Origin of the sequence: Hydrogenophaga sp. RWCD_12, from assembly GCF_046604225.1 — a bacterium.
In the GTDB taxonomy this organism is placed as follows: Bacteria; Pseudomonadota; Gammaproteobacteria; order Burkholderiales; family Burkholderiaceae_C; genus Hydrogenophaga.
This window is the reverse complement of sequence record NZ_JBKIXC010000003.1, coordinates 215140-235526: the sequence shown is the minus strand read 5'-3', so window position 1 is coordinate 235526 and position 20387 is coordinate 215140. Positions and strand designations below refer to the sequence as shown.

Below are 20387 nucleotides of genomic sequence, written 5' to 3'. Positions count from 1 at the left end.
AACGCACCATGCTGAACATCCTGATCCCGGTCGACGGTTCGTCCCATGCGCTGCTGGCGGTGAACCACGCGATGCGCCTGGTGCACTCGGGTCTGAGGGCGCACTTCGTGGTCGCAAACGTCCAGGAGAGTGCGACGCTGTACGAGATGGTGGTGGCGCACGATCCGCAAGTGCTGGAGAAGGTGAATGCCGAGGCGGGCCACGACCTGCTGCGTCCGGCGGTGGCCTTGCTGGAAGCGGCCGGGCAGAAGGTCGAGCAGGTGGTGATCACGGGCGATCCGGCGAACACGCTGGTCGATCTGGTGGAGACACACGGCTGTCATGCGGTGATCATGGCGGCGGGTACGGGCGGTGGCTTGCGTGCGGCCTTGCTGGGGTCGGTGACGCAGCATCTGGTGGACCATTCGCCCGTGCCGGTGACGGTGGTGCGGGAGCCTGTCGCGCTGTCTGAAGAGGACGAGTAGTTTTGGTTTCTCTGGCGGCTTCTCTTCACTCGTCGCACTTTTTGACTCCCCCTCTCTCTGCGCCAACGACGTGGGGTGACCAACTCCGCTCATGTCCCCCGGACCGGCTGTGCCGGTCCTCCTCCTTTACTTCGCTGCGTCGGTCGCCCCACGCCGTTGGCGCTCGCACAAATGTTGGGAAACCAATGTGGGCGCGCCTGCAATGCCTCGCCGAAAGCGGTCTGGTGCCCTGCAGAGCGAAGTAAAGGAGGAGACGGCCATAGGCCGTCGGGGGACATGAGCGGCGCAGGGCGCCAGACCGCTTTCGGCCTGCAGAGATGCTGCCGAGAAACGCCGATAGAGCCGCTACTGCCGGTGCAAAAGAAATTACGTTTAGAGAAACGTATTTACCAATAAGAAATTCTGAGCTACAGTACGCCCCGGACCAAACCACCCGGCCGGCGGACCAGAACACGCCGGTGCAGACCACGCAGGAGACACACCTCGATGGGCACCTACACCTACCCCACCTTCCCCTACCGCGGCCCGGCAGACCTCATTGCCGGCGCGCCCCAGCGCAAACCGCTGATCGTCATCGGCGCCGGCCCGGTCGGCCTGGCCGCGGCCATCGATGCCCGCCTGCAGGGACTGGACGTGCTGCTGTTCGACGAAGAAGACAGCGTCTCCTTCGGCTCGCGCGCCGTCTGTTACGCCAAGCGCGCCCTCGAAATCCTCGACCGTCTCGGTGTCGGCGACCCCATCGTCGACAAGGGCGTGAGCTGGAACGTTGGCCGCACCTTCATGCGCGAAGAAGAGGTCTACCGTTTCAACCTCGTGCCAGACGCCGGCCACAAGCGCCCGGGCATGATCAACCTGCAGCAGTACCACCTCGAAGAAGTGCTGGTTCACCGCGCGACCGAGCTCGGCGCCGACCTGCGCTGGAAATACAAGGTCGCTGGCGTGCAGCCGCTGGACGACGGCGCACGCGTCAGCGTCGAAACACCCGACGGCAACTTCGAGATCGACGCCGACTGGCTGATCGTGGCCGACGGGGCGCGTTCCAATGTGCGGCGCCAGCTCGGCCTGGACATCGAGGGCCATGTGTTCAAGGACCGCTTCCTGATCGCCGACGTGATCATGAAGGCCGATTTCCCGGCCGAGCGCTGGTTCTGGTTCGACCCGCCGTTCCACCCCAACCAGTCGGTGTTGCTGCACAAGCAGAGCGACAACGTCTGGCGCATCGACTTCCAGCTCGGCTGGGACGCCGACCCGGAAGAAGAGAAGAAGCCAGAGAAGATCATCCCGCGCGTCAAGGCCATGCTGGGCGATGAGCGCGAGTTCGAACTGGAGTGGGCCAGCATCTACACCTTCCAGTGCCGGCGCATGAAGAGCTTCCGCCACGGCCGGCTGCTGTTCGTCGGCGACGCGGCGCACCAGGTCTCACCGTTTGGTGCGCGCGGCGCGAACTCCGGCTTCCAGGACACCGACGACCTGCTGTGGAAGCTGGCGCTGGTGATGAAGGGCCAGGCGCCCGAGGCGCTGCTGGACACTTACGACGCCGACCGGACGTATGCGGCCGACGAGAACATCCGCAACTCCACCCGATCGACCGACTTCATCACGCCCAAGAGCGCGGTCAGCAAACTGTTCCGCAACGCCGCGCTGGAGCTGGCGCGCACCCAGCCGTTTGCGCGCAAGCTGGTGAACTCGGGGCGTCTCTCTGTGCCCGCCTTCCTGGTGCACTCGGCGCTGAACACACCCGACGTGGACGCCTTCGAAGGCAACATGGTCCCGGGTGCGCCGCTGGACGACGCGCCGGTGCGCGTGGCCGGGCAGGACGCCTGGCTGCTCGACCAGCTGGGCAACCGCTTCGTGCTGCTGGCCTTTGTGGACGACCCGGGCCAGCTCGAACCGTCGCTGCGCGCGCAGGCCACGGCCTTGTCCGCCGGCGCGGTGCCGGTCGAGACGGTGCTGGTGACGCCGCACGGCGGAACGGCCGTTGGCTTTGCCGTGCTGCAGGACCGCGACGGCCTGTTCGCCCAGCGCTACGACGCCCGTCCGGGCACCAGCTACCTGATCCGCCCCGACCAGCACGTGGCCGCGCGCTGGCGCCGCACCGACCTGGCCGCCGTGCAAGCCGCGCTGGCCCGCGCCACCGGGCAGACCCTGGGCATTGCCGCTTCCCAGCCCGAAGCCGTCGCTGCCTGACTTCGAGGAGACCTTTCATGACCCTGCAACTGCAACCCAATCTCGCCGAACCCGGTCAGCGCTACTTTCGCGACTTCACGCCCGGCGACGATTTCTACGAAGCGCTGATCGAGACCCACCGCGACCTCAGCGACGAACAGAGCCAGATGCTGAACGCCAAGCTGATCCTGCTGCTGGCCAACCAGGTCGGTGACATCTCCGCTTTGAAGCAGGCGCTCGCGATCGCCCGCGAAGGCGTCTGAACCCAGCCAATCCGACCACGGAACACCCGAAGGAGACCCTCCATGAACATCCGCAAGATCCACCACGTCGCCTACCGCTGCAAGGACGCCAAGACCACCGTCGAGTGGTACCAGAAGCACCTGGGCATGAACTTCGTGCTGGCCATCGCCGAAGACCAGGTGCCTTCGACCCACGCGCCCGACCCCTACATGCACCTGTTCATGGACGCGGGCGGCGGCAACATCCTGGCCTTCTTCGAGCTGCCCAACGCGCCCGAGATGGGGCGCGACCCCAACACGCCCGACTGGGTGCAGCACATCGCGCTGGAGGTCGACACCGTGGCCGAGCTCGAAGCCACCAAGGCACGGCTGGAAGCGGCCGGCGTCCCGGTGGTGGGCGTCACCGACCACACCATCTTCAAGTCGATCTACTTCTTCGATCCCAACGGCCACCGCCTGGAGCTGGCGGCCAACACCGCCACGCCAGAGATGATGAAGAAGCTCGACGAGGTGAAGTGGGACATGCTCAACGAGTGGTCGAAGACCAAGCGGGCGCCCAAGCACGCCGCCTGGATGCACGAAAAAGAATTCGCTGCCAGCTGAAATTGGGGGGTGAATACCCCTCAAGTTCCGGTTTAGATGGTCGAAAACCCTTGGGAACAGCGGAAAAGCCACTTCCGCCCAACCCGAAAGAGGGGTTAACCATGTTGAACATCAGCTCCAGCCAGCCCGTGAGCTGGCCCACCGCGCCGCCGATGCCGACGGCGCCGGTACAGGCCGTGCCTGCGGTCGGCGCCGCGCCATCGTCCTCCGGCGATGCGCAGACCGATTCCGGCCGTCAAGGCCAGAAGCCGCAAGGCGCGTCCGCGCCGGCGGTCAGCCGCGCGACGCCCGAAACAACTTCCGGCGCGCCAGCTGCACAGCCGGCACCCCTGCTGCCGCGCGGCCACAAGGACGGCGACGCAATGTCGGTCGCCGACCGTGCCGCAGAAAACAGGATCCAGAACGAACAGCGCCTGGAAGAAGAGCAGAAGGCGCGCGAGAAGGAAGAACAGAAGGTCCAGCTCAAGGAAGTGCTGGCCTCGGTGTGGAAAGCCAGTGCGGCGGTGGTCGACGTGGTGCTGGGCCGTGAAAAGACCGACGCCATCCCGGGCGACGGCGCTGCGGTGGGCGCCCTCCCGGCGATCTCTGGCGTCGAGCCCACGGCCGCACCAAAGCCTGCGTCTCCAGCGATCCAGACGCAGGTCGAGCTGCCCGGCATCGAGCCGATTCCGGCCGCGCTGCGTCGCGAACTGGAACCCACGGCCTACACCGAACAGGGCGCCGGCAGCTGGGAGCCGCTCGGGGCCGGAAGTCTGATCAACCAGCGGGTGTGAACCGGCACCGACTCAGATCGCCGGATCACCGGCACACAAAAAAGGCAGGTCAAATGACCTGCCTTTTTGTTTGGGCCTGATAGAAGTGACCGGGCGGAAAACTCAGGCCGCCTGGCGCAGTTCGAAATGCCGCAGCGCCTTCTGGGTCAGGTCGGCTTCGCGCAGCAGTTGCTGGCCGAGTTCCGGCGACACCGGGTCTTCGGTCTGGGTGGCGATGTGCTCGATCTGGGCCGAAGTTTTCACCAGCGCACGGAAGCCCATCAGCATCGCTGTGCCCTTGAGCTTGTGGGCGTTGTAGCCGGTCGCTTCACGGTCCTGGTCGAGCATGGCCTGGGCCAGCACGTGCACCGTGCCTTCCGGCGGATCGAACAGGGTCTTGAGCAACTCGTCGAGCGATTCCTCGGGCATCATGTCCAGGATCTCGCGGTACGACTCGCTGTCGATCAGGCCGACCGCAGCGTGACTCAGGTCGGGCATGCGCACCGGTACTTCGTACGACGACAGCGGGAACGGGCTGGTGGAACCGCGCAAGGTGGCGGGATCGATCTCTTCGACCGTCATTCCCGGATCGTCCAGCAGGCCGCAGCGGCGCAGCGCGCGTTGCAGGTCGTCGGACTGCAGCGGCTTGCTGGTGAACTCGTTGACGCCCACCTCGGTCGCCCGCTTGCGCGTGTCGTTGACCACGTCGGCCGTGACCAGGATCACCTTGATCTCGGACACCGGGCTGTCGAGCTTGCGGATCGCCTCGGTGGTCGCCAGGCCGTCGAGCACCGGCATGTGGTAGTCCAGCAAAACGACATCGAAGCTGTCGCGGGCCAGCAGTTCCAGGGCTTCCTGCCCGTTCTCGCAGAAGACCGCCTCGTGGCCCATCTTCTCCAGCAGGATCGCCATGTACTTGAGGTTGATCGGGTGGTCTTCGGCGACCAGCACGCGCAGCTTGCGCGTCAGTGTCGACAGCATCGAGGTCGGCTGTTCTTCGACCGGCGCCTTGGTTTCCGGCAGGTCCAGCCGCACCGTGAACAACGAGCCCACACCCAGCTGGCTGGACACCTCGATGTCGCCGCCCATCATGCGCGCCAGGTTGCGCGAGATCTCCAGACCCAGCCCGGTGCCACCGATGCGGCGGCGCAGCGAGTTGTCGGCCTGGTAGAAGCGGGTGAAGAGGCGCAGCACTGTTTCTTCGTCCATGCCCATGCCGGTGTCGCGCACTGTCAGCACCACGCCGGATTGCCCGGCAGGTGCCCGCGTCAGCTCGGCGATCACGCTGCCTTCGCTGGTGAACTTGATCGCGTTGTTGATCAGGTTGAACATGATCTGGCGCAGGCGCGTGGCGTCCGCCTCGACCCATTGCGGCAGGTCGGCGGCGGCGTAGATGTTCAGTTCCAGGCCCTTGTCGCGCGCCGAGACCTGCATCAGGCCATCGACCTCGTGCACCACGCTGGGCAGGTGGATCGGTGCGACGGAAAGCTTGAGCGTGCCGGACTCCATGGTCGAGACGTCGAGGATGTCGTTGAGCACGCCCAGCAGGTGCATCGCCGAGTCGCGGGCCGTGCCCAGGTAGTCGCGCTGCTGGCTGCTCAGCGAGGCGTTGTCCAGCAGGTTGAGCATGCCCAGCAGGCCCTGGAACGGGGTGCGGATTTCGTGGCTCATGTTGGCCAGGAAAATGCTCTTGCCGTGGTTGGCGGCCTCGGCCTGGTCGCGGGCGTCGGCGAGTTCGCGGCTGAGCTTCTGTAGCCGTGCGTACTGGTGATGCTGTTTGCGGATGTGCCGCACCAGCAGCCCCACGAAGATCAGCATGACCACGATCTGGGCGGCCGCCAGGCCGATCACCAGCATGCCCTGCTGTTGCAGCTGGGCATTGCGTTCGTCGACGTACCGGGCGACCGCGCGATTGGCCTCGCGCGTGAGCTCACCCAGCACCGGCTTGAGCGGTTCCACCGCGTCGTCCAGCTTCGCCAGCTTTTCCTTGCTGGCCGCCAGGGCCTGGGGATCGGCAAACAGCTGGTCGGCCAGGGTGTTGAATTCCTTGAGCTTGCCCATGGCCGTCGTGTACTCGAACGACTTGTCGAGCAGGTCGCGGCGGGGAATCTTGGTCAGTAGTTCGATGCGGCTGAGGTAGACTTCGTAGCGCTCGAGCAGCTCGAAGCCGTCCACCGGGGTGGTCGACTTCTGTGCATCCATGAGGGAATGCTCCAGCCGGCCCATCTCGCGCTCGAGCTGGTAGGCCTGCCACATGATCGAGTCGACCTGGTTGTTCGAGGCGGCTTCCAGCAGCTTGTACTGGCGCCACTGGATCCAGCCCAGTGGCGTCAGGGTCACGATCAGAAACGCCGACAGCGCAAGGGCCCATTGCCGACCTTGCCAGCGGGCCAGATTCGGCAATGTGACGTTCATTGGATATCCAGTGCCTTGAGTTGCCAGATGGAGCGTTCGTAGTACGTGGACGTGCGCAGCTCGGCGCTGCTGTCGAACGGATAGACCACGAACAGCGGACCCTTTTCACGCACGGGGATCGGCTTGTCGTCGATCTGGCGTGCCACGATGACCTTGTACTTGGCGGCATCGCCGGCGGGGATGCTGATCTTGTAGTCGTTGATGGCGACCGCACTGATCGTGCTGCCGCTGGCCTTGACGGCGGCCAGCACGTCCGACAGCAGCGGGCCGGTGAACTTGACCGGCTTGTCGAACCAGGGCGTGGCAGTGGTGAAGGTGTGCTGCGGCAGGGCTTCGATCATCTTCATGTCGAAGCGGGCCACGTCGCCAGCGTTCTTCTCGGCAATCTTGCCGCTGACGGCCAGGATGGGACGCTCCTTGGGCGCGTCCAGGGCCAGGGCGGCACCGGACAGCGACAGCGCGCAGAGCAGGGCGCTGACGTGGAAGAGACGGCGGGTTTTCATGGGACAACGACTCCGTGGATGGACACTGGTTTTGAATGGGCCTCAGATGCGGTGTCGCACCAGGGCAGGGTTGCTGGCCAGGCGGTTGAGCACGGCCGAAGCAATCTGGTTGAGGGGGAGGATTTCGTGGGCCGCGCCGGCCTGGATCGCCATGCGGGGCATGCCGAAGACGACGCAGCTGGCTTCGTCCTGCACATAGTTGTAGCTGCCGGCGTCTTTCATCTCGCGCATCGCCTGCGCGCCGTCGCCGCCCATGCCGGTGAGCATGATCCCCAGCGCATTGGGGCCGAGCACGCGGGCGGCGGAGCGGAACAGCACTTCGACCGAGGGCCGGTGCCGGTTGACGGGTTCGGTGTCCTCGACCACGGCCACGTAGTTGGAGCCGCTGCGGTCAATGCGCAGGTGGTGACCGCCGGGGGCGATGTAGGCGTGACCCGGGAGGATGCGCTGGCCGTGGCGCGCTTCCTCCACGCGGATCTTGCACAGCGAGTCGAGCCGGGCGGCAAAGCTGGTGGTGAAACCCGGCGGCATGTGCTGCGTGATCACGATCGCCGGCGAGTCGGCCGGCAGGGGCGTGAGCACTTCGCGGATGGCCTCGGTACCGCCGGTGGAGGCGCCGATGCAGATGACTTTTTCGGTCGAGATCCGCGGCAGCGGCGCGCGCGGGGCTTCGGCAGGTGGCGCACCGTGCGACACCGCCGCAGCGGCTGGCGCGGGCGCCGGGCCCAGGCGTTTCACGTGCGCGGCGGCAGCGATGCGGATCTTGTCGACGATGTCGCTGGCCAGCTCGTTGAGGCCGCTGGTGATGCCGATGCGCGGCTTGGCCACGTAGTCGACCGCACCCATTTCCAGCGCACGCAGCGTGATGTCGGCGCCCTGTTCGGTCAGCGTGGAGACCATCACGACCGGCATCGGCCGCAAACGCATCAGGCGCGAGAGGAACTCAAGCCCGTCCATGCGCGGCATCTCGACATCCAGCGTGATCACGTCCGGGTTGAGCTCGCGGATCATCTCGCGCGCCACCAGCGGATCGCTCGCCGCGCCCACGCACTGCATGTCGGACTGGCGGTTGATGATTTCGGTGAGCAGGCTGCGCACCAGTGCGGAATCGTCGACCACCACCACTCGGATTTTTGCCATTGTTTTTCTCCCTCAGAACAGGTCGACCGAGCCGCCCGACGTGGTGGTGGCCACCGTCGCCGCGTTGCCCCGGACTTCCTGCTTTTCCAGCGTTTCGGGGTGCGAATGGGCCAGCCGCTTGACCATGGCCTTGCCGGTGGCCGGGAAGTAGCAGACCTTGCGCGGATGGATGTCCAGCACGTCCTTGGAGATGACCGCGATGCGTTCGGTCTGCAGGTAGTCCAGCACGAAGGCGGTGTTGCGCTCGCCGACGTTCATCGTGGTGAAGCTGTGCATCACCTGACCGCCACCAAACACCTTGGCCTGCATGGATTCGCGGCGCGCGCCGAGCTTGATCATTTCGTTGATCAGCAGTTCCATCGCGTAGGAACCATAGCGGCCCGAGGTGTCGCCAGCGCCTTCGGGCAACATGAAGTGGTTCATGCCCCCGACCTTGACCTTCGGGTCCCAGATGCAGGCGGCGATGCACGAGCCCAGCACCGTCATGATCATCATGTCGTCGGTGGTGACGTAGTACTCGCCGGGCAGCACCTTGACGGTGTCGACGTTGAAGTGGTGATCGCGGTAGAAAAACGAAGCTTCGCCAGGCTTGGCCGGACGGGCCTTGAGCACGTCCAGCCGGCTGCGGGAAGCCGCGGGCGGTGTCGGCCGGCTGGCCAGGCCCGACAAGGACGGCGGCTGGGTCGAACGGAGCCCGCTCTGCGGGGTGGCATCAAATGCGCTCATAGACCGTCTTTCCGCGGAGCGAGAACAGGCTTCGCGCATCGCTGAAGTTTTCGGCGTGACCGACGAACAGCATGCCGCCCGGCTTCATCACCCGGTGGATGCGTTCCAGCACCTGGCGCTGGGTCGTGGCGTCGAAATAGATCATCACGTTGCGGCAGAACACGATGTCGAAGGGTTCGCGGAACGGCAAGTCCTGGATCAGGTTGACCGTCAGGAACTCCATGTGCTTCTGCAGCTCGGGCTTGACGCGCATCAGGCCGGCGTTGCCGCCCTTGCCGCGCATGAAGTGGCGTTGCAGTCGGTCGGCGCTCAGGCCTTTGACCCCGTCGGCCTTGTAGACCCCGCGGGCAGCGGTGGCCAGCACCTTGGTGTCGATGTCGCTGTTGACCAGGTGGAAGTTGCCCGAGGCGCCCAGCGTCTCGGCCGCGGTCATCGCGATCGAATAGGGTTCTTCGCCGGTGGAGGCGGCCGAGCACCAGATGCGCCAGGGGTGCGACCGTTTCGCGGCCAGCAGTTCTTCGAGCACACCGAAGTGGTGCTGCTCGCGGAAGAAGGCGGTCAGATTGGTGGTCAGGGCGTTGATGAACTCCTGCCACTCGGGACCGTCGTGCTGTTCCAGTGCGTCCAGGTAGGTCTTGAAGCTGGTGTGGCCGGTCTCGCGCAGGCGGCGCGAGATGCGGCTGTAGACCATGGCGTGCTTGCCGTCGTGCAGGCTGATGCCGGCCTTCTTGTAGATCAGTGCCTTGATGCGGCCGAAGTCGGCGTCGGACCAGACAAACTCGCGGCCTTGCGACAACGGTCCGTCTTCGAACGCCGGCAGGTCCAGCACCGTTGCCGGGGGCCGTGAGGAAGGGCGGGTCTGCTGCAGCATCGGTGGTCCTGTGGTGTGGGGGAACCGCGGTCAGTGGCGCGAACGGCGCACCAGACCGGAGGTGTCCAGGATCAGCGCGACCTTGCCGTCGCCCAGGATCGTGGCGCCCGAGACGTTGGGCACGCGCCGGTAGTTGGACTCCAGGTTCTTGATCACCACCTGCTGCTGGCCGAGCAGTTCGTCGACCATCAGGGCGACACGCGAACCGTCGGCTTCGACCACGACCATGATCGGGCTGTCGCCGTTGAACTCGAAGCGCGGCACGCTGAAGACCCGTTCCAGCTCGATCACCGGCATGTATTCGTCGCGCACCTTGACCAGCTGCGCACCCTGCGCCACGGTGTTGATGTCGCTGGCCTTGACCTGGAACGATTCGATGACCGAGGACAGGGGCAGGATGTAGGTCTCGTCGCTGACGCGCACGCTCATGCCGTCCATGATGGCCAGCGTCAGCGGCAGGCGCACCTTGACGCTCATGCCGTAGCCTTCGGCGGAGTCGATCTCGACCGTGCCGCCCAGCGAGGCAATGTTCTTCTTGACCACGTCCATGCCGACACCGCGGCCGGAGACGTCGGTGACCACGTCGGCGGTGGAGAAGCCGGGCGCGAAGATCAGTGCCCAGACCTCGGAGTCGGGCATCGAGTCGGGAGCGTCGATGCCCTTTTCGCGCGCCTTCTTGAGCAGCTTCTCGCGCGAGAGGCCCTTGCCGTCGTCGCGCACCTCGATCAGGATCGAGCCGCCCTGGTGCGAGGCCGACAGCGTGATGTTGCCGTGTTCGGTCTTGCCCTTGGCCAGGCGCTCGTCGGGCATTTCGATGCCGTGGTCGCAACTGTTGCGGATCAGGTGGGTCAGCGGGTCGGTGATCTTCTCGATCAGGCCCTTGTCCAGCTCGGTGGCTTCACCGTGCGTGATCAGCTCCACCTTCTTGCCCAGCTTGGCGGCCAGGTCGCGCAGCATGCGCGGGAAGCGGTTGAAAACCACCGACATCGGAATCATGCGGATCGACATCACCGCTTCCTGCAGGTCGCGGGTGTTGCGGTCGAGGTCGACCAGCCCGGCCAGCAATTGCTGGTTGACGGTGCTGTCAAGCTCGCGGCTCTTCTGCGCCAGCATGGCCTGGGTGATCACGAGTTCACCGACCAGGTTGATCAGCTGGTCCACCTTGCTGACCGACACGCGCAGCGTGCTGGATTCGAGACCACCTTGCGCGGGGGCGCGGGCGTCGGCGCGGGCAGCCGGCTTGGCCGGCGCCGCAGGCACCGGTGCGGGCGCGACCGCGACCGGTGCCGGCTCGGCCTGGGCGTCGGCGGCAACCGGTGCTTCGCCGGGCGTGCCGGGGGCGTTGTCGAAGAAGCCGAAATCCGTGCCTTCACCGGCGATCTTCGCCGGTGCGGGCGCGGCTGCGGCTGTCGCGGCAGGGGCTCCCGCTGCGGCAATCTGGATCTGCTCCTTGCTCACATGGAAGGTGAACAGGTCCAGCAGGTCGGTGTCGGCCGAGCGCGTGAACACATCGAACGCGCGGACCTTGGGGTCGTCGCCGGGCAAGGCTTCGATGCGGCCGAGGCCGGAGATGTCGCGGAACAGCTCGACGATGCCGTCGGCCTGTTCGGGGTGGTCCAGCGGGCCGATGCGGATGACCAGGTGGCGTTCGCCGTCGGCTGCGGCGGGACTGGCGACGGGCGCCGGAGCGGCGGCCGGGGATGCAGCGGGTGCTGGCGCCGCATGGGCAACGACGGGAGCCGCAGCGCCTTCGCCATGGGCGAGTGCGCTGATGCGGGCGACCAGGTCGGCGGTGGCCGGAGGCTCCACACCCTGTCCCTGGTGGCGGGCCAGCAGCAGCTTGAGCGCGTCCGACGACTCCAGCAGCACGTCCACCATCGGCGGCGTGGGCTGCAGCTCGTGGCGGCGCAGCTTGTCCAGCAGCGACTCCATCTGGTGCGTCAGCTCGGCCACGTCGGCAAAGCCGAAGGTGGCGGCGCCGCCCTTGATCGAGTGTGCGCAGCGGAAGATCGCGTTGAGCTCTTCGTCGTCGGCCTGTTCCAGGTCCAGTGCGAGCAGCATCTGCTCCATCTGTTCCAGATTCTCGCCCGCTTCCTCGAAGAAGATCTGATAGAACTGACTGAGGTCGATGTTGCCACCGGCCGACGTGCTTTCTTGCATCGATTCACCCATGAAAAACTCCTTGGTCGCAGCCTGCCTGGCGACGTGTCAGCGAATGACCTTCTGGATGACTTCGATCAGGCGACCCGGATCAAACGGCTTGACCAGCCAGCCCGTGGCGCCAGCGCTGCGCCCCGCCTGCTTCATCTGGTCGCTGGACTCGGTGGTCAGGATCAGGATCGGCGTGGTCTTGAACTTGGGGTGGTCCCGCAGCTTGCGGGTCAGGCCCAGGCCATCGAGGCGGGGCATGTTCTGGTCGGTCAGCACCAGGTCGATGTGGTGGGCCTGCGCCTTCTCGAAAGCGTCCTGGCCATCCACCGCTTCGACGACGTGAAATCCGGCGCCAGTGAGGGTGAAAGACACCATTTTTCGCATGGAAGCCGAGTCATCGACGGCAAGAATGGATTGCATGAGGGTTCTCCGTGGTTCGAACCGATATCGGCAAACGGGGGGGCGGCTTTAGAAAAGGTCGATGGAACCGGCGTCCATCTCGTTCTGCGTCACCGGGCTGGGCCGGTCGGGCATGGGGTCCGGCGTGATGGCCATTTCGCCTTCTTCCGCCTCCATGGTTTCGTCGGCCAGCTTCCAGGCGCAACCCTGCAACACCTTGCCGGTGTGCACGATCAGCTGGGTTGCCATGTCGTGGAACTGCAGCTCGGTCACGGCCTGGTGCAGGCTGTGGCGGATGCTCAGCAGGTCGTCGGTGTCCTTGCTGGCGGCCAGATTGCCCAGCGCATGGTTGGCAGTGGAAAAGCGCTCCAGCAGGTTGCCGGTCGCGTGGTCCAGCAGCCCTTCCAGACGCTTGAGATCGGTCATCGCCATGAGCAGGGAGTCCTGGAGGTCGGCCACCAGGTTCACGGGCAGGGAGACAGACGGCGAGGTTTGCGGCGTCATGGGTAGGTCCTTGGTTCTCAGTGCCGACAGGCCCGGCTGTTCAAGGCCTTGGTGCGTCGGGGCAGTACAATTTTCTCGGTCCGAGAGCAGCTGTATCGGCAGATAACGGCCCGAATTCAGCGCCAATTCGATCCCTGTGGAATCCGGCCAGAGACGGCCCCCATCCCTGCGAGCGGCATGACCGATACCCCCGAACACCGTCCGGTTCGCATCCTCCACCTGGAGGATTCGCGCGTGGATCACGCCCTTGTCAAGTTCGCCCTGCAGCGCAGCGGCCTGCCCAACGAGATCTTTCTGGTCGACACCCTGGACGACTTCGAACGCGAAATCGCCAGCGGCAAGTACGACATCGTGCTGGCCGACTACCACCTGCCGGGGTTCTCGGGGCTCGATGCCTGGGACCGGATGCGTGCGCGTGGGCACGACCTGCCTTTCGTGATCCTCTCGGGCGCCATCGGCGAGGCCGCGGCCGTCGAGGCGATGCACCGCGGCGTCAGTGACTACCTGCTCAAGGACAGCATGAACCGCGCGGCGCACGTGATCCAGCGCGCGATCGAGGTCAGTGAAACCCGTCGCGCCAGGAGCCGGGCCGACGCCGAGCTGGCCGAGTCCCAGCGGCGCCTGGCCGAGCTGGCCGAACACTTGCAGACCAGCATCGAGCAGGAGCGTGCCGACATCGCGCGCGAGATCCACGACGACATCGGCGGCGCGCTGGCAGCCGTCAAGCTCGACCTCTCCTGGATCGCCCGCCGCCCCGCGCTGGACAACGACGTGCGCCAGCACATGGACACCGCGCTGGAGATGCTGCAGCACGCGCTGGGCGCGAGCCAGCGCATCATGATGAACCTGCGCCCGCCCATCCTCGATCAGGGGCTGGTCGCGGCGGTGCAGTGGCTGGCGTCCGGCTTCGAGAAACGCTCCGGCGTGCGTGTCAGCGTGCGGCGCTCGGCGGAACAGATCGACGTGCCGCGCGAGGTACAACTGGTCGCCTACCGCACCGCACAGGAAGCGATGACCAACGTTTCCAAACACGCGACCCGTGCGACCCAGGTCGACATCGACCTGAGCGACCGCGAAGGCGTTCTCACCCTCGAAGTCAGCGACAACGGCCAGGGCATGGGCACCGACGCGCTGCGCAAGGCCAAGTCCTTCGGCCTGCTGGGGCTCAAGGAGCGCGCCGCCAAGGTCGGTGGCTGGCTCGACATCAGTTCATCGTCCCGCGGCACCTCGGTGATCCTGTCGGTGCCGCTGGACGAAGCGGCGGCCGTCGGCGCCGACGGCGAAGAATCCAACAAGACCAGGGAAGAAGAACAATGATCAAAGTCATCCTGTGCGACGACCACGCTGTCGTGCGGCGCGGCATCCGCGACACGATCTCGGAGGCGGTCGACATCCAGGTCGTCGGCGAGGCCGGCAGCTACCCGGAGCTGCGCGAACAGATGCGCAAGACGGAGTGCGACGTGCTGGTGCTCGACCTCAACATGCCCGGCCGCGGCGGGCTGGAGGTGCTGGCGGCACTGCGCGAAGAGGGCTCGGCGGTCAAGACCCTGGTGGTCTCGATGTACCCCGAAGACCAGTACGCGATCCGCTGCCTGCGCGCTGGCGCGCGGGGCTACCTCAACAAGGCCGGCGAACCGGCCGAGATGATCGCCGCCATCCGCACCGTCCACCAGGGCCGCAAGTACGTCACGCCCGACGTTGCGCAGATGCTGGTCGACAACCTGAACGCACCCGAAAGCGAAGAGCTGCACGCCAGCCTGTCCGAGCGCGAACTGCAGACCCTGCAGAAGATCGCCTCGGGCAAGAAGCTCTCGGAGATCGCCGACGAACTCATGCTCAGCCCCAAGACCGTGAGCGTCTACCGCGCCCGCGTGCTGGAGAAGCTGCACCTGGCGAACAATGCCGAACTGACGGTTTACGCGATCCGGAACAGTCTGGTGTGAGTGCGACTGAAGGAAGGTTGATAGGTGTCATATGACCAGCGACGTTCAGGGGTACCAGATGGTGAGGTCTCCAACCCAGGACGAGGTGGAACTGCTGGCCGTCATCTCGGGTGTCAGTGTTTCTCTGGCGGCACTGGCGTTTGTGTGTTTGGTGGGCGCAGCTTCGATGGTGGCGGTGAAGACCCGGTTGCCAGGAAGGTTCAGCGTACTGACGAGCGTCTTGCTGTTACCGCTTTGGTGGGGTTTGGAGCTGTATTCGGGCGGGAGTCTTGAGTGGACGTTCGGACCGGTCGCTCAGCTGGTTTCGGCCATCTTTTACTCGGTGTTTGCACTGGTGTTCTCGTTCGGATTTGTCAGGATGTGCCGAGCCTTCTATCTTGCAGCGAAGGTGAATGCGAGCGGTAATTGACATGGCTCTACAGGGGCGGGCTCGGACAGCTCCCTGACCCCTTCCCAATCGAAGCATCACCATGCACCGCCGCACCGCCTCTCTCACCCTGCTGGCGACCGCCGTCGGCCTGCTCACCGCCTGCGGTACACCCGACCCCCAGAAAGCGCTAGAAGCCTCGGTCCAGCAACTGCAGGACCACCTCGAAGCGAAAGAGACCAAGGCAGTGTTGGCCATGCTGGATCAGGACTTCCGTGCGCAGGATGAACACGACGCAGAGTGGGCACGCAAGACGATGACCTTGATGTTCCTGCGTTATGCCAACGTCAAGGTCATCGCGGTCACGCGCAGCAGTCGCATCGACCCACCGGGGTCGGGCTTCGGCGTCACCGAGGCGCAGGTCGTGTTCACCGGGGCACAGGGACTGATTCCCGAACGGGCATCGCCATACTCGGTGCATTTGCAGTGGGTGCTCCACGGCTCCGAGTGGAAGCTGAGGGATGTCCGTTGGGAGTAACAGGAGCGATCAATATGGCAACCGAAGACAAACCCAAAGGCCCTGCCTCGTACTTCCCTTCGATCGAAAAGAAGTACGGCCGGCCAATCGCCCACTGGCTGGAGCTCGTGGGGGGTCTCCAGGGCATGAAGCACATGGAGATGGTCGCCTGGCTCAAAAGCGAGCACGGCATGGGCCACGGCCATGCGAACGCGATCGTGGCCTACGTGCTGTCGCGTTGAGCGACCGGCTCACCCGCCGATGAACATCCCGGTCGCCAGCTTCATCAGCGCGACCACCGGGCCTTCCATCATCGGCAGCGTGACGGCGATGCCGAGCAGGCCGACGGTGAGGGTGATGGGGAAGCCGATGGCAAAGGCGTTCATCTGGGGCGCGACGCGCGAGATGACGCCCAGCAGCACGTTGACGAACAGCAGCATGGCCACCATCGGCAGCGCGATCCACAGGCCGTAGCGGAACACGACCGATCCCAGCTCGTGCAGCCGCATGCGCGCCACCACCTCGAAGGCGTCGGTGCCGATCGGGAAGGTCTCAAAGCTGGCGACCACGGCCTGCAGCACCATCAGGTGACCGTTGAGGATCACGAACAGCAGCATGGTCGAGTTGCCGTAGAAGCGGCCCACCGCGCTGGTGCTCTGGTTGGTGGTGGGGTCGAAGAAACCGGCGTAGTTCAGGCCCATCTGCAGGCCGATGATTTCGCCGGCGAGTTCGACCGACGCGAACACGATGCGCACGGCCAGCCCGATGGCCACGCCGATCACGACCTGTTGCAGCACCACGCCCATGGCCTTGGCGTCGGCCAGCCCGATCACCGGCTGGTCGGGCAGGGCGGCCTGCGCGCAGATGGCGACCAGCATCGCGAGAGCGACGCGGCTGCGCATGGGGACCGAGCGGGCCGAGAAGATCGGCGCGCTGGAGAAGACCGCGAGGATGCGCAGGAAGGGCCAGAACACCGGCGCCACCAGCGCCATGATGTCCGCTTCACTGAACGTGAACATCTAGATCGCGTGGTTCGGGATCGCCATGATCGTGCTGCGGATGAACTCGACCAGCGTCGTGAGCATCCAGGGTCCGGCGACCGCGAACACGGCAATCGCGGTGATCAGCTTGGGCACGAAGGACAGCGTGGCTTCGTGGATCTGGGTGATGGCCTGGAACAGGCTGACCAGCAGACCGACCACCAGCACGGCGCCGAGCACCGGCGCAGCCAGCATCAGGACCATGTAGAGGGCGTTCTGCCCCATCGTGAGGGCGGCTTGGGGATCCATGGGTTTCCTTAGGTGGCGAACGATGCGGCGAGCGAGCCCAGCAAGAGGTTCCAGCCATCGGCCAGCACGAACAGCATCAGCTTGAACGGCAGCGCGACCAGCACCGGCGAAAGCATCATCATCCCGAGCGACATCAGCACGCTGGCGACCACCATGTCGATCACCAGGAAGGGGATGAAGATCATGAAGCCGATCTGGAAGGCAGTCTTGAGCTCGCTGGTGACGAAGGCCGGCACGATGACGCGGAACGGCGCGGTTTCGGCCTTGACCTCGGCGGGCAGCTTGGCCAGGCGGGCGAACAGCTCGAAGTCGCTCTGGCGCGTCTGCTTGAGCATGAATTCGCGCATCGGACCCTGCGCACGTTCCAGCGCCTGGTCGAACGGAATCTTGTTGGTGGTGTAGGGCTCGTAGGCCTCGGTGTAGACCTTGTCCAGCGTCGGTCCCATCACGAACAGGGTGAGGAACAGCGACAGGCCGATGATCACCTGGTTGGGCGGCGCGGACTGGGTGCCCAGGGCCTGGCGCAGCAGCGAGAGCACGATCACGATGCGGGTGAAGCCCGTCATCAGCAGCAGCACCGCCGGCAGGAAGCTCAGCGCGGTGAAGAACAGCAGGGTCTGGATCGGCACCGAGTAGGTGCTGCCGCTGGCTCCTTGCCCGACCACGATGGGCAGGGCGCCGTTGTTCGCTTGCTGGGCCCAGGCGGGCGCAGCGAACAGCAGGGCGCCGACCAGCGCTGGAGCAGCGGCGCGCAGCAGTGCGCGCGGGTCAGGACGTCGCATGACCGCCCTTCCGGATCTGCGCCAGCCGTGCGGCAAAGCCGGTGGCGGGCGGCGCGGCGTCGACCGGTTCGCTGGCGGCGGTCGGCAGGGGCATCTGATGCAGCGCGGTGACGCTGCCCGGAGACACGCCGAGCACCAGACAGACCGCCTGCTCACCCTGGCCGACCTGCACGGTCACCACACGCTGTTGCGGGCCGAGCGCCACGCCGCCGAGTACCTGCAGCGCCGGACCGGCGCGGTGCGCAGCACCGGGCAGGTGGCGGCGGTAGCGTTGCAGCAGCCAGGCGATGCCCACCATGACGATGAGCAGCACCACGGCGGGAGCGGCGTTCTGGATCATCCACCGGTCCTCAGCTCTTGCTCACCCGGCGCATGCGCTCGGACGGCGTGACGATGTCGGTCAGGCGGATGCCGAACTTGTCGTTGACCACGACGACCTCGCCCTGCGCGATCAGGTAGCCGTTGACCAGCACGTCCATCGGCTCGCCGGCCAGTGCGTCGAGCTCGACCACCGAGCCCTGCGCGAGTTGCAGGATGTACTTGATCGGCACCTTCACGCGGCCGAGCTCCACCGACAGCTGGACCGGGATGTCCAGCACCATCTGGATGTCCTGCGTCGCGTTGCTGCCACCGGGTGGCATCGTGTTGGCCGACGGTGCGTTGGGAGCGTCGAACGCGGGCGCGGGCTCGACCGTCGCGCCGGAGGACGCCTGTTCTTCCAGGGCCTGCGCCCAGTCGTCGGCAATGCTGTCTTCGTTCATGGTGTCGGGTGTGTCAGTGGACATGGTTGTCTCCCAGCCAGGTCATTTCGGAACCGCGCAGCTTGCGGTCGATCCGCAGCGCGTACTTGCCTTTGTGGGTGCCGTACTGGCACTCGAACAGCGGCACGCCTTCGACCTTGGCCTGGATGGACGGCACGCGTTCCAGTTCCAGGAAGTCGCCGACCTGCATGGCCAGCAGCTGTTCGATGGTGGCGTCGGTGCGGGCCAGTTCGGCCACGAGTTGCAGCTCGGCGGCCTGGATTTCGTGCGAGAGCAGGCGCACCCAGCGGCGGTCCAGTTCCATCGCGTCGCCCTGCACGGTCGAGTACAGGACGTCGCGGATCGGTTCGAGCGTGGCGTAGGGAATGCAGACGTGCAGCGAACCGGTCAGGTCACCGATTTCCAGCGAGAAGCTGGTGGTGACGACGATCTCGCTGGCGGTGGCGATGGTCGCGAACTGCGGCTGCATCTCCGAGCGCTGGTAGACGAGTTCCAGCGGATACACGCCCTGCCAGGCCTTCTTGTATTCGTCGGCGACGACCTCGATCAGCCGTGCGATCACGCGCTGCTCGGTCGGGGAAAAGTCGCGACCTTCGATGCGGGTCTTGAACTTGCCGTTGCCGCCGAACAGGCTGTCGATCACGCCGAACAGCAGGGTCGGCTCGCACACCACCAGGCCGTTGCCGCGCAGCGGGCGCACCGACATGATGTTGAAGTTGGTCGGCACCACGAGCTCGCGCAGGAAGGCGCTGTACTTCTGCGCCTTGACCGGGCCGACCGTGATCTCGGGGCTCTTGCGGATGAAGTTGAACAGGCCCATGCGCAGGTTGCGGGAGAAGCGTTCGTTGACGATCTCCATCGTGGGCATGCGCCCGCGAACGATGCGTTCCTGGTTTGAGAGGTTGTAGCCGCGCACCCCTTCGGTGGGTGGCGCTTCTTTCTCGACCTTCTGGCTCTCGCCGGTCACGCCTTCGAGCAGCGCGTCGACTTCTTCCTGGGACAGAAACGATTCGGACATGGCGTTGGACCGGCGTCGGTGTTATTGCACGATGAAGCTGGAGAAAAGCACACCCTCGATGGGGTTGTTGACTTCGCGCTTTTTCTTCTTTTTGCCCTTGGCGTCGGTCTCGGGTTCGGCGTTCGGGTGCTCGTATTCGTAGCCCATGACGTGGGAGATCTCGGCAATGATGTCGTAGGTGAGCGCCTCCTTGCCCTCGGCCTTGAGCAGCTCGTCGGCGGTGCGCTGCGAGATCAGGATCAGGATGCCGTTGCGGATGCTGGGCATGTAGACCTTCATCTCGTCGCCGGTGTGGGCGTCGGCCAGTTGCAGGGTGATGCCCATCTGTGCGAAGCGGTTGCCCCCCGGATCGGCCAGGTTGACCACCATGGCGTCCAGCGGCAGGAAGGTGGGTGGAACCTTGGGGTCGCGCTTGGGCTTGGCCTCGTGGGCCGGTGCCTTGTGTGCCGTGGCATCGGCGCCATCGGCACCTTCTTCGTCGGCGTGGCTCTTCTTCATCAGGAAGAACGCAGCGCCGCCACCGATGAGGGCGAGCACCACCACACCGATGATGATGAACAGCAGCTTCTTGCTCTTGGGCTTGGCCGGTGCTTCGGCATCGGCGGTGGCGGCGGCAGCAGACATGGATTTCCTCCGGAAAGTCGCCCCGACGGGGGGCGGTGCGCACCGCTGGAAACGGTGGGCTGTGGAGGAATTATTGGAGTCCGGCCTCTTGGGCGTAGCCCCGAATAGCGCCCGGAAAACCGCCTATTCGGGGCCGCTGCGGCCCCGGTT

The 20387-nt window shown here is 65.5% G+C and carries 25 protein-coding genes; 10 read left to right on the top strand and 15 right to left on the bottom strand.

Features of this window, described 5'->3' with window-relative positions; genetic code table 11:
• Window positions 1–8: 8 nt before the first annotated feature.
• The 5 genes from ACLIJ1_RS13085 to ACLIJ1_RS13065 all read left to right on the top strand — a co-directional run bounded on the left by ACLIJ1_RS13085 (window position 9) and on the right by ACLIJ1_RS13065 (window position 4248).
• Window positions 9–464 carry a universal stress protein gene (locus tag ACLIJ1_RS13085; protein ID WP_411365974.1) on the top strand — a complete coding sequence of 152 codons (456 nt, stop codon included), beginning with the start codon at window positions 9–11 and terminating at the stop codon, window positions 462–464.
• Window positions 465–950: 486 nt separating this feature from the next.
• Entirely contained in the window at window positions 951–2651 is a 1701-nt protein-coding gene (locus ACLIJ1_RS13080; RefSeq protein ID WP_411365973.1) for an FAD-dependent oxidoreductase, read from the top strand.
• Window positions 2652–2668: 17 nt separating this feature from the next.
• Entirely contained in the window at window positions 2669–2893 is a 225-nt protein-coding gene (locus ACLIJ1_RS13075; RefSeq protein ID WP_411365972.1) for a DUF2783 domain-containing protein, read from the top strand.
• A gap of 42 nt (window positions 2894–2935) precedes the next feature.
• On the top strand, window positions 2936–3475 hold the full coding sequence (locus ACLIJ1_RS13070) for a VOC family protein (RefSeq protein ID WP_411365971.1): 540 nt from the start codon (window positions 2936–2938) through the stop codon (window positions 3473–3475).
• A 101-nt stretch (window positions 3476–3576) separates the two neighbouring features.
• Window positions 3577–4248, top strand: coding sequence for a hypothetical protein (locus ACLIJ1_RS13065; RefSeq protein ID WP_411365970.1), 672 nt, complete (start codon window positions 3577–3579; stop codon window positions 4246–4248).
• A gap of 102 nt (window positions 4249–4350) precedes the next feature.
• Here ACLIJ1_RS13065 and ACLIJ1_RS13060 read toward each other — a convergent pair whose 3' ends face one another.
• From ACLIJ1_RS13060 to ACLIJ1_RS13025, 8 genes are read right to left on the bottom strand one after another with little or no spacing between them, the layout of a single operon-like run.
• Window positions 4351–6642 (bottom strand): ATP-binding protein, encoded by a 2292-nt coding sequence (locus tag ACLIJ1_RS13060; RefSeq protein ID WP_411365969.1) that lies wholly within the window; start codon window positions 6640–6642, stop codon window positions 4351–4353.
• Complete coding sequence (locus ACLIJ1_RS13055) at window positions 6639–7145, bottom strand: hypothetical protein (protein WP_411365968.1); 507 nt, start codon at window positions 7143–7145, stop codon at window positions 6639–6641. The genes ACLIJ1_RS13060 and ACLIJ1_RS13055 overlap by 4 nt, the downstream gene beginning before the upstream one ends.
• 42 nt (window positions 7146–7187) lie before the next feature.
• Entirely contained in the window at window positions 7188–8285 is a 1098-nt protein-coding gene (locus tag ACLIJ1_RS13050) for a protein-glutamate methylesterase/protein-glutamine glutaminase (protein ID WP_411365967.1), read from the bottom strand.
• A 12-nt stretch (window positions 8286–8297) separates the two neighbouring features.
• The gene (gene cheD / locus ACLIJ1_RS13045) at window positions 8298–9011 is read right to left on the bottom strand and encodes a chemoreceptor glutamine deamidase CheD (protein ID WP_411365966.1); all 714 of its coding nucleotides are present in this window, start codon (window positions 9009–9011) and stop codon (window positions 8298–8300) included.
• Window positions 8998–9882: a CheR family methyltransferase gene (locus ACLIJ1_RS13040; protein ID WP_411365965.1), complete on the bottom strand. Its 885-nt coding sequence runs from the start codon at window positions 9880–9882 to the stop codon at window positions 8998–9000. The genes cheD and ACLIJ1_RS13040 overlap by 14 nt, the downstream gene beginning before the upstream one ends.
• A 30-nt stretch (window positions 9883–9912) precedes the next feature.
• Entirely contained in the window at window positions 9913–12054 is a 2142-nt protein-coding gene (locus ACLIJ1_RS13035; protein ID WP_411365964.1) for a chemotaxis protein CheA, read from the bottom strand.
• Between the two features lie 36 nt (window positions 12055–12090).
• Window positions 12091–12453 (bottom strand): response regulator, encoded by a 363-nt coding sequence (locus ACLIJ1_RS13030; RefSeq protein ID WP_411365963.1) that lies wholly within the window; start codon window positions 12451–12453, stop codon window positions 12091–12093.
• A gap of 48 nt (window positions 12454–12501) precedes the next feature.
• On the bottom strand, window positions 12502–12936 hold the full coding sequence (locus tag ACLIJ1_RS13025) for a hypothetical protein (protein WP_411365962.1): 435 nt from the start codon (window positions 12934–12936) through the stop codon (window positions 12502–12504).
• Between the two features lie 177 nt (window positions 12937–13113).
• Here ACLIJ1_RS13025 and ACLIJ1_RS13020 point away from each other — a divergent pair, with 177 nt between their 5' ends.
• The 5 genes from ACLIJ1_RS13020 to ACLIJ1_RS13000 all read left to right on the top strand — a co-directional run bounded on the left by ACLIJ1_RS13020 (window position 13114) and on the right by ACLIJ1_RS13000 (window position 16005).
• Complete coding sequence (locus ACLIJ1_RS13020) at window positions 13114–14253, top strand: response regulator (protein ID WP_411365961.1); 1140 nt, start codon at window positions 13114–13116, stop codon at window positions 14251–14253.
• Window positions 14250–14879 carry a response regulator gene (locus ACLIJ1_RS13015; RefSeq protein ID WP_411365960.1) on the top strand — a complete coding sequence of 210 codons (630 nt, stop codon included), beginning with the start codon at window positions 14250–14252 and terminating at the stop codon, window positions 14877–14879. The genes ACLIJ1_RS13020 and ACLIJ1_RS13015 overlap by 4 nt, the downstream gene beginning before the upstream one ends.
• Before the next feature lie 31 nt (window positions 14880–14910).
• Window positions 14911–15288, top strand: coding sequence for a hypothetical protein (locus ACLIJ1_RS13010; protein WP_411365959.1), 378 nt, complete (start codon window positions 14911–14913; stop codon window positions 15286–15288).
• 61 nt (window positions 15289–15349) lie between these two features.
• The gene (locus ACLIJ1_RS13005; protein WP_411365958.1) at window positions 15350–15784 is read left to right on the top strand and encodes a hypothetical protein; all 435 of its coding nucleotides are present in this window, start codon (window positions 15350–15352) and stop codon (window positions 15782–15784) included.
• A 14-nt stretch (window positions 15785–15798) separates the two neighbouring features.
• Entirely contained in the window at window positions 15799–16005 is a 207-nt protein-coding gene (locus ACLIJ1_RS13000) for a DUF4287 domain-containing protein (protein ID WP_411365957.1), read from the top strand.
• A 9-nt stretch (window positions 16006–16014) separates the two neighbouring features.
• Here the strand turns inward: ACLIJ1_RS13000 and fliR are convergent, their stop codons facing one another.
• The 7 genes from fliR to fliL are packed head-to-tail and all read right to left on the bottom strand — an operon-like array spanning window position 16015 to window position 20237.
• A complete protein-coding gene (gene fliR, locus ACLIJ1_RS12995) occupies window positions 16015–16782 on the bottom strand; it encodes a flagellar biosynthetic protein FliR (RefSeq protein WP_411365956.1) in 768 nt (255 codons plus the stop codon).
• Window positions 16783–17052, bottom strand: a complete 270-nt coding sequence (fliQ, locus tag ACLIJ1_RS12990; protein ID WP_411365955.1) for a flagellar biosynthesis protein FliQ — start codon at window positions 17050–17052, stop codon at window positions 16783–16785.
• Between the two features lie 8 nt (window positions 17053–17060).
• Window positions 17061–17834 (bottom strand): flagellar type III secretion system pore protein FliP, encoded by a 774-nt coding sequence (gene fliP / locus ACLIJ1_RS12985; protein WP_411365954.1) that lies wholly within the window; start codon window positions 17832–17834, stop codon window positions 17061–17063.
• Complete coding sequence (locus ACLIJ1_RS12980; RefSeq protein ID WP_411365953.1) at window positions 17821–18174, bottom strand: FliO/MopB family protein; 354 nt, start codon at window positions 18172–18174, stop codon at window positions 17821–17823. The genes fliP and ACLIJ1_RS12980 overlap by 14 nt, the downstream gene beginning before the upstream one ends.
• A 10-nt stretch (window positions 18175–18184) precedes the next feature.
• On the bottom strand, window positions 18185–18619 hold the full coding sequence (gene fliN, locus ACLIJ1_RS12975; protein ID WP_411365952.1) for a flagellar motor switch protein FliN: 435 nt from the start codon (window positions 18617–18619) through the stop codon (window positions 18185–18187).
• Entirely contained in the window at window positions 18609–19613 is a 1005-nt protein-coding gene (gene fliM, locus ACLIJ1_RS12970; protein ID WP_411365951.1) for a flagellar motor switch protein FliM, read from the bottom strand. Before fliM ends, fliN begins: the two co-directional genes overlap by 11 nt.
• Before the next feature lie 21 nt (window positions 19614–19634).
• Entirely contained in the window at window positions 19635–20237 is a 603-nt protein-coding gene (gene fliL, locus ACLIJ1_RS12965) for a flagellar basal body-associated protein FliL (RefSeq protein WP_411365950.1), read from the bottom strand.
• Between the last annotated feature and the right edge of the window lie 150 nt (window positions 20238–20387).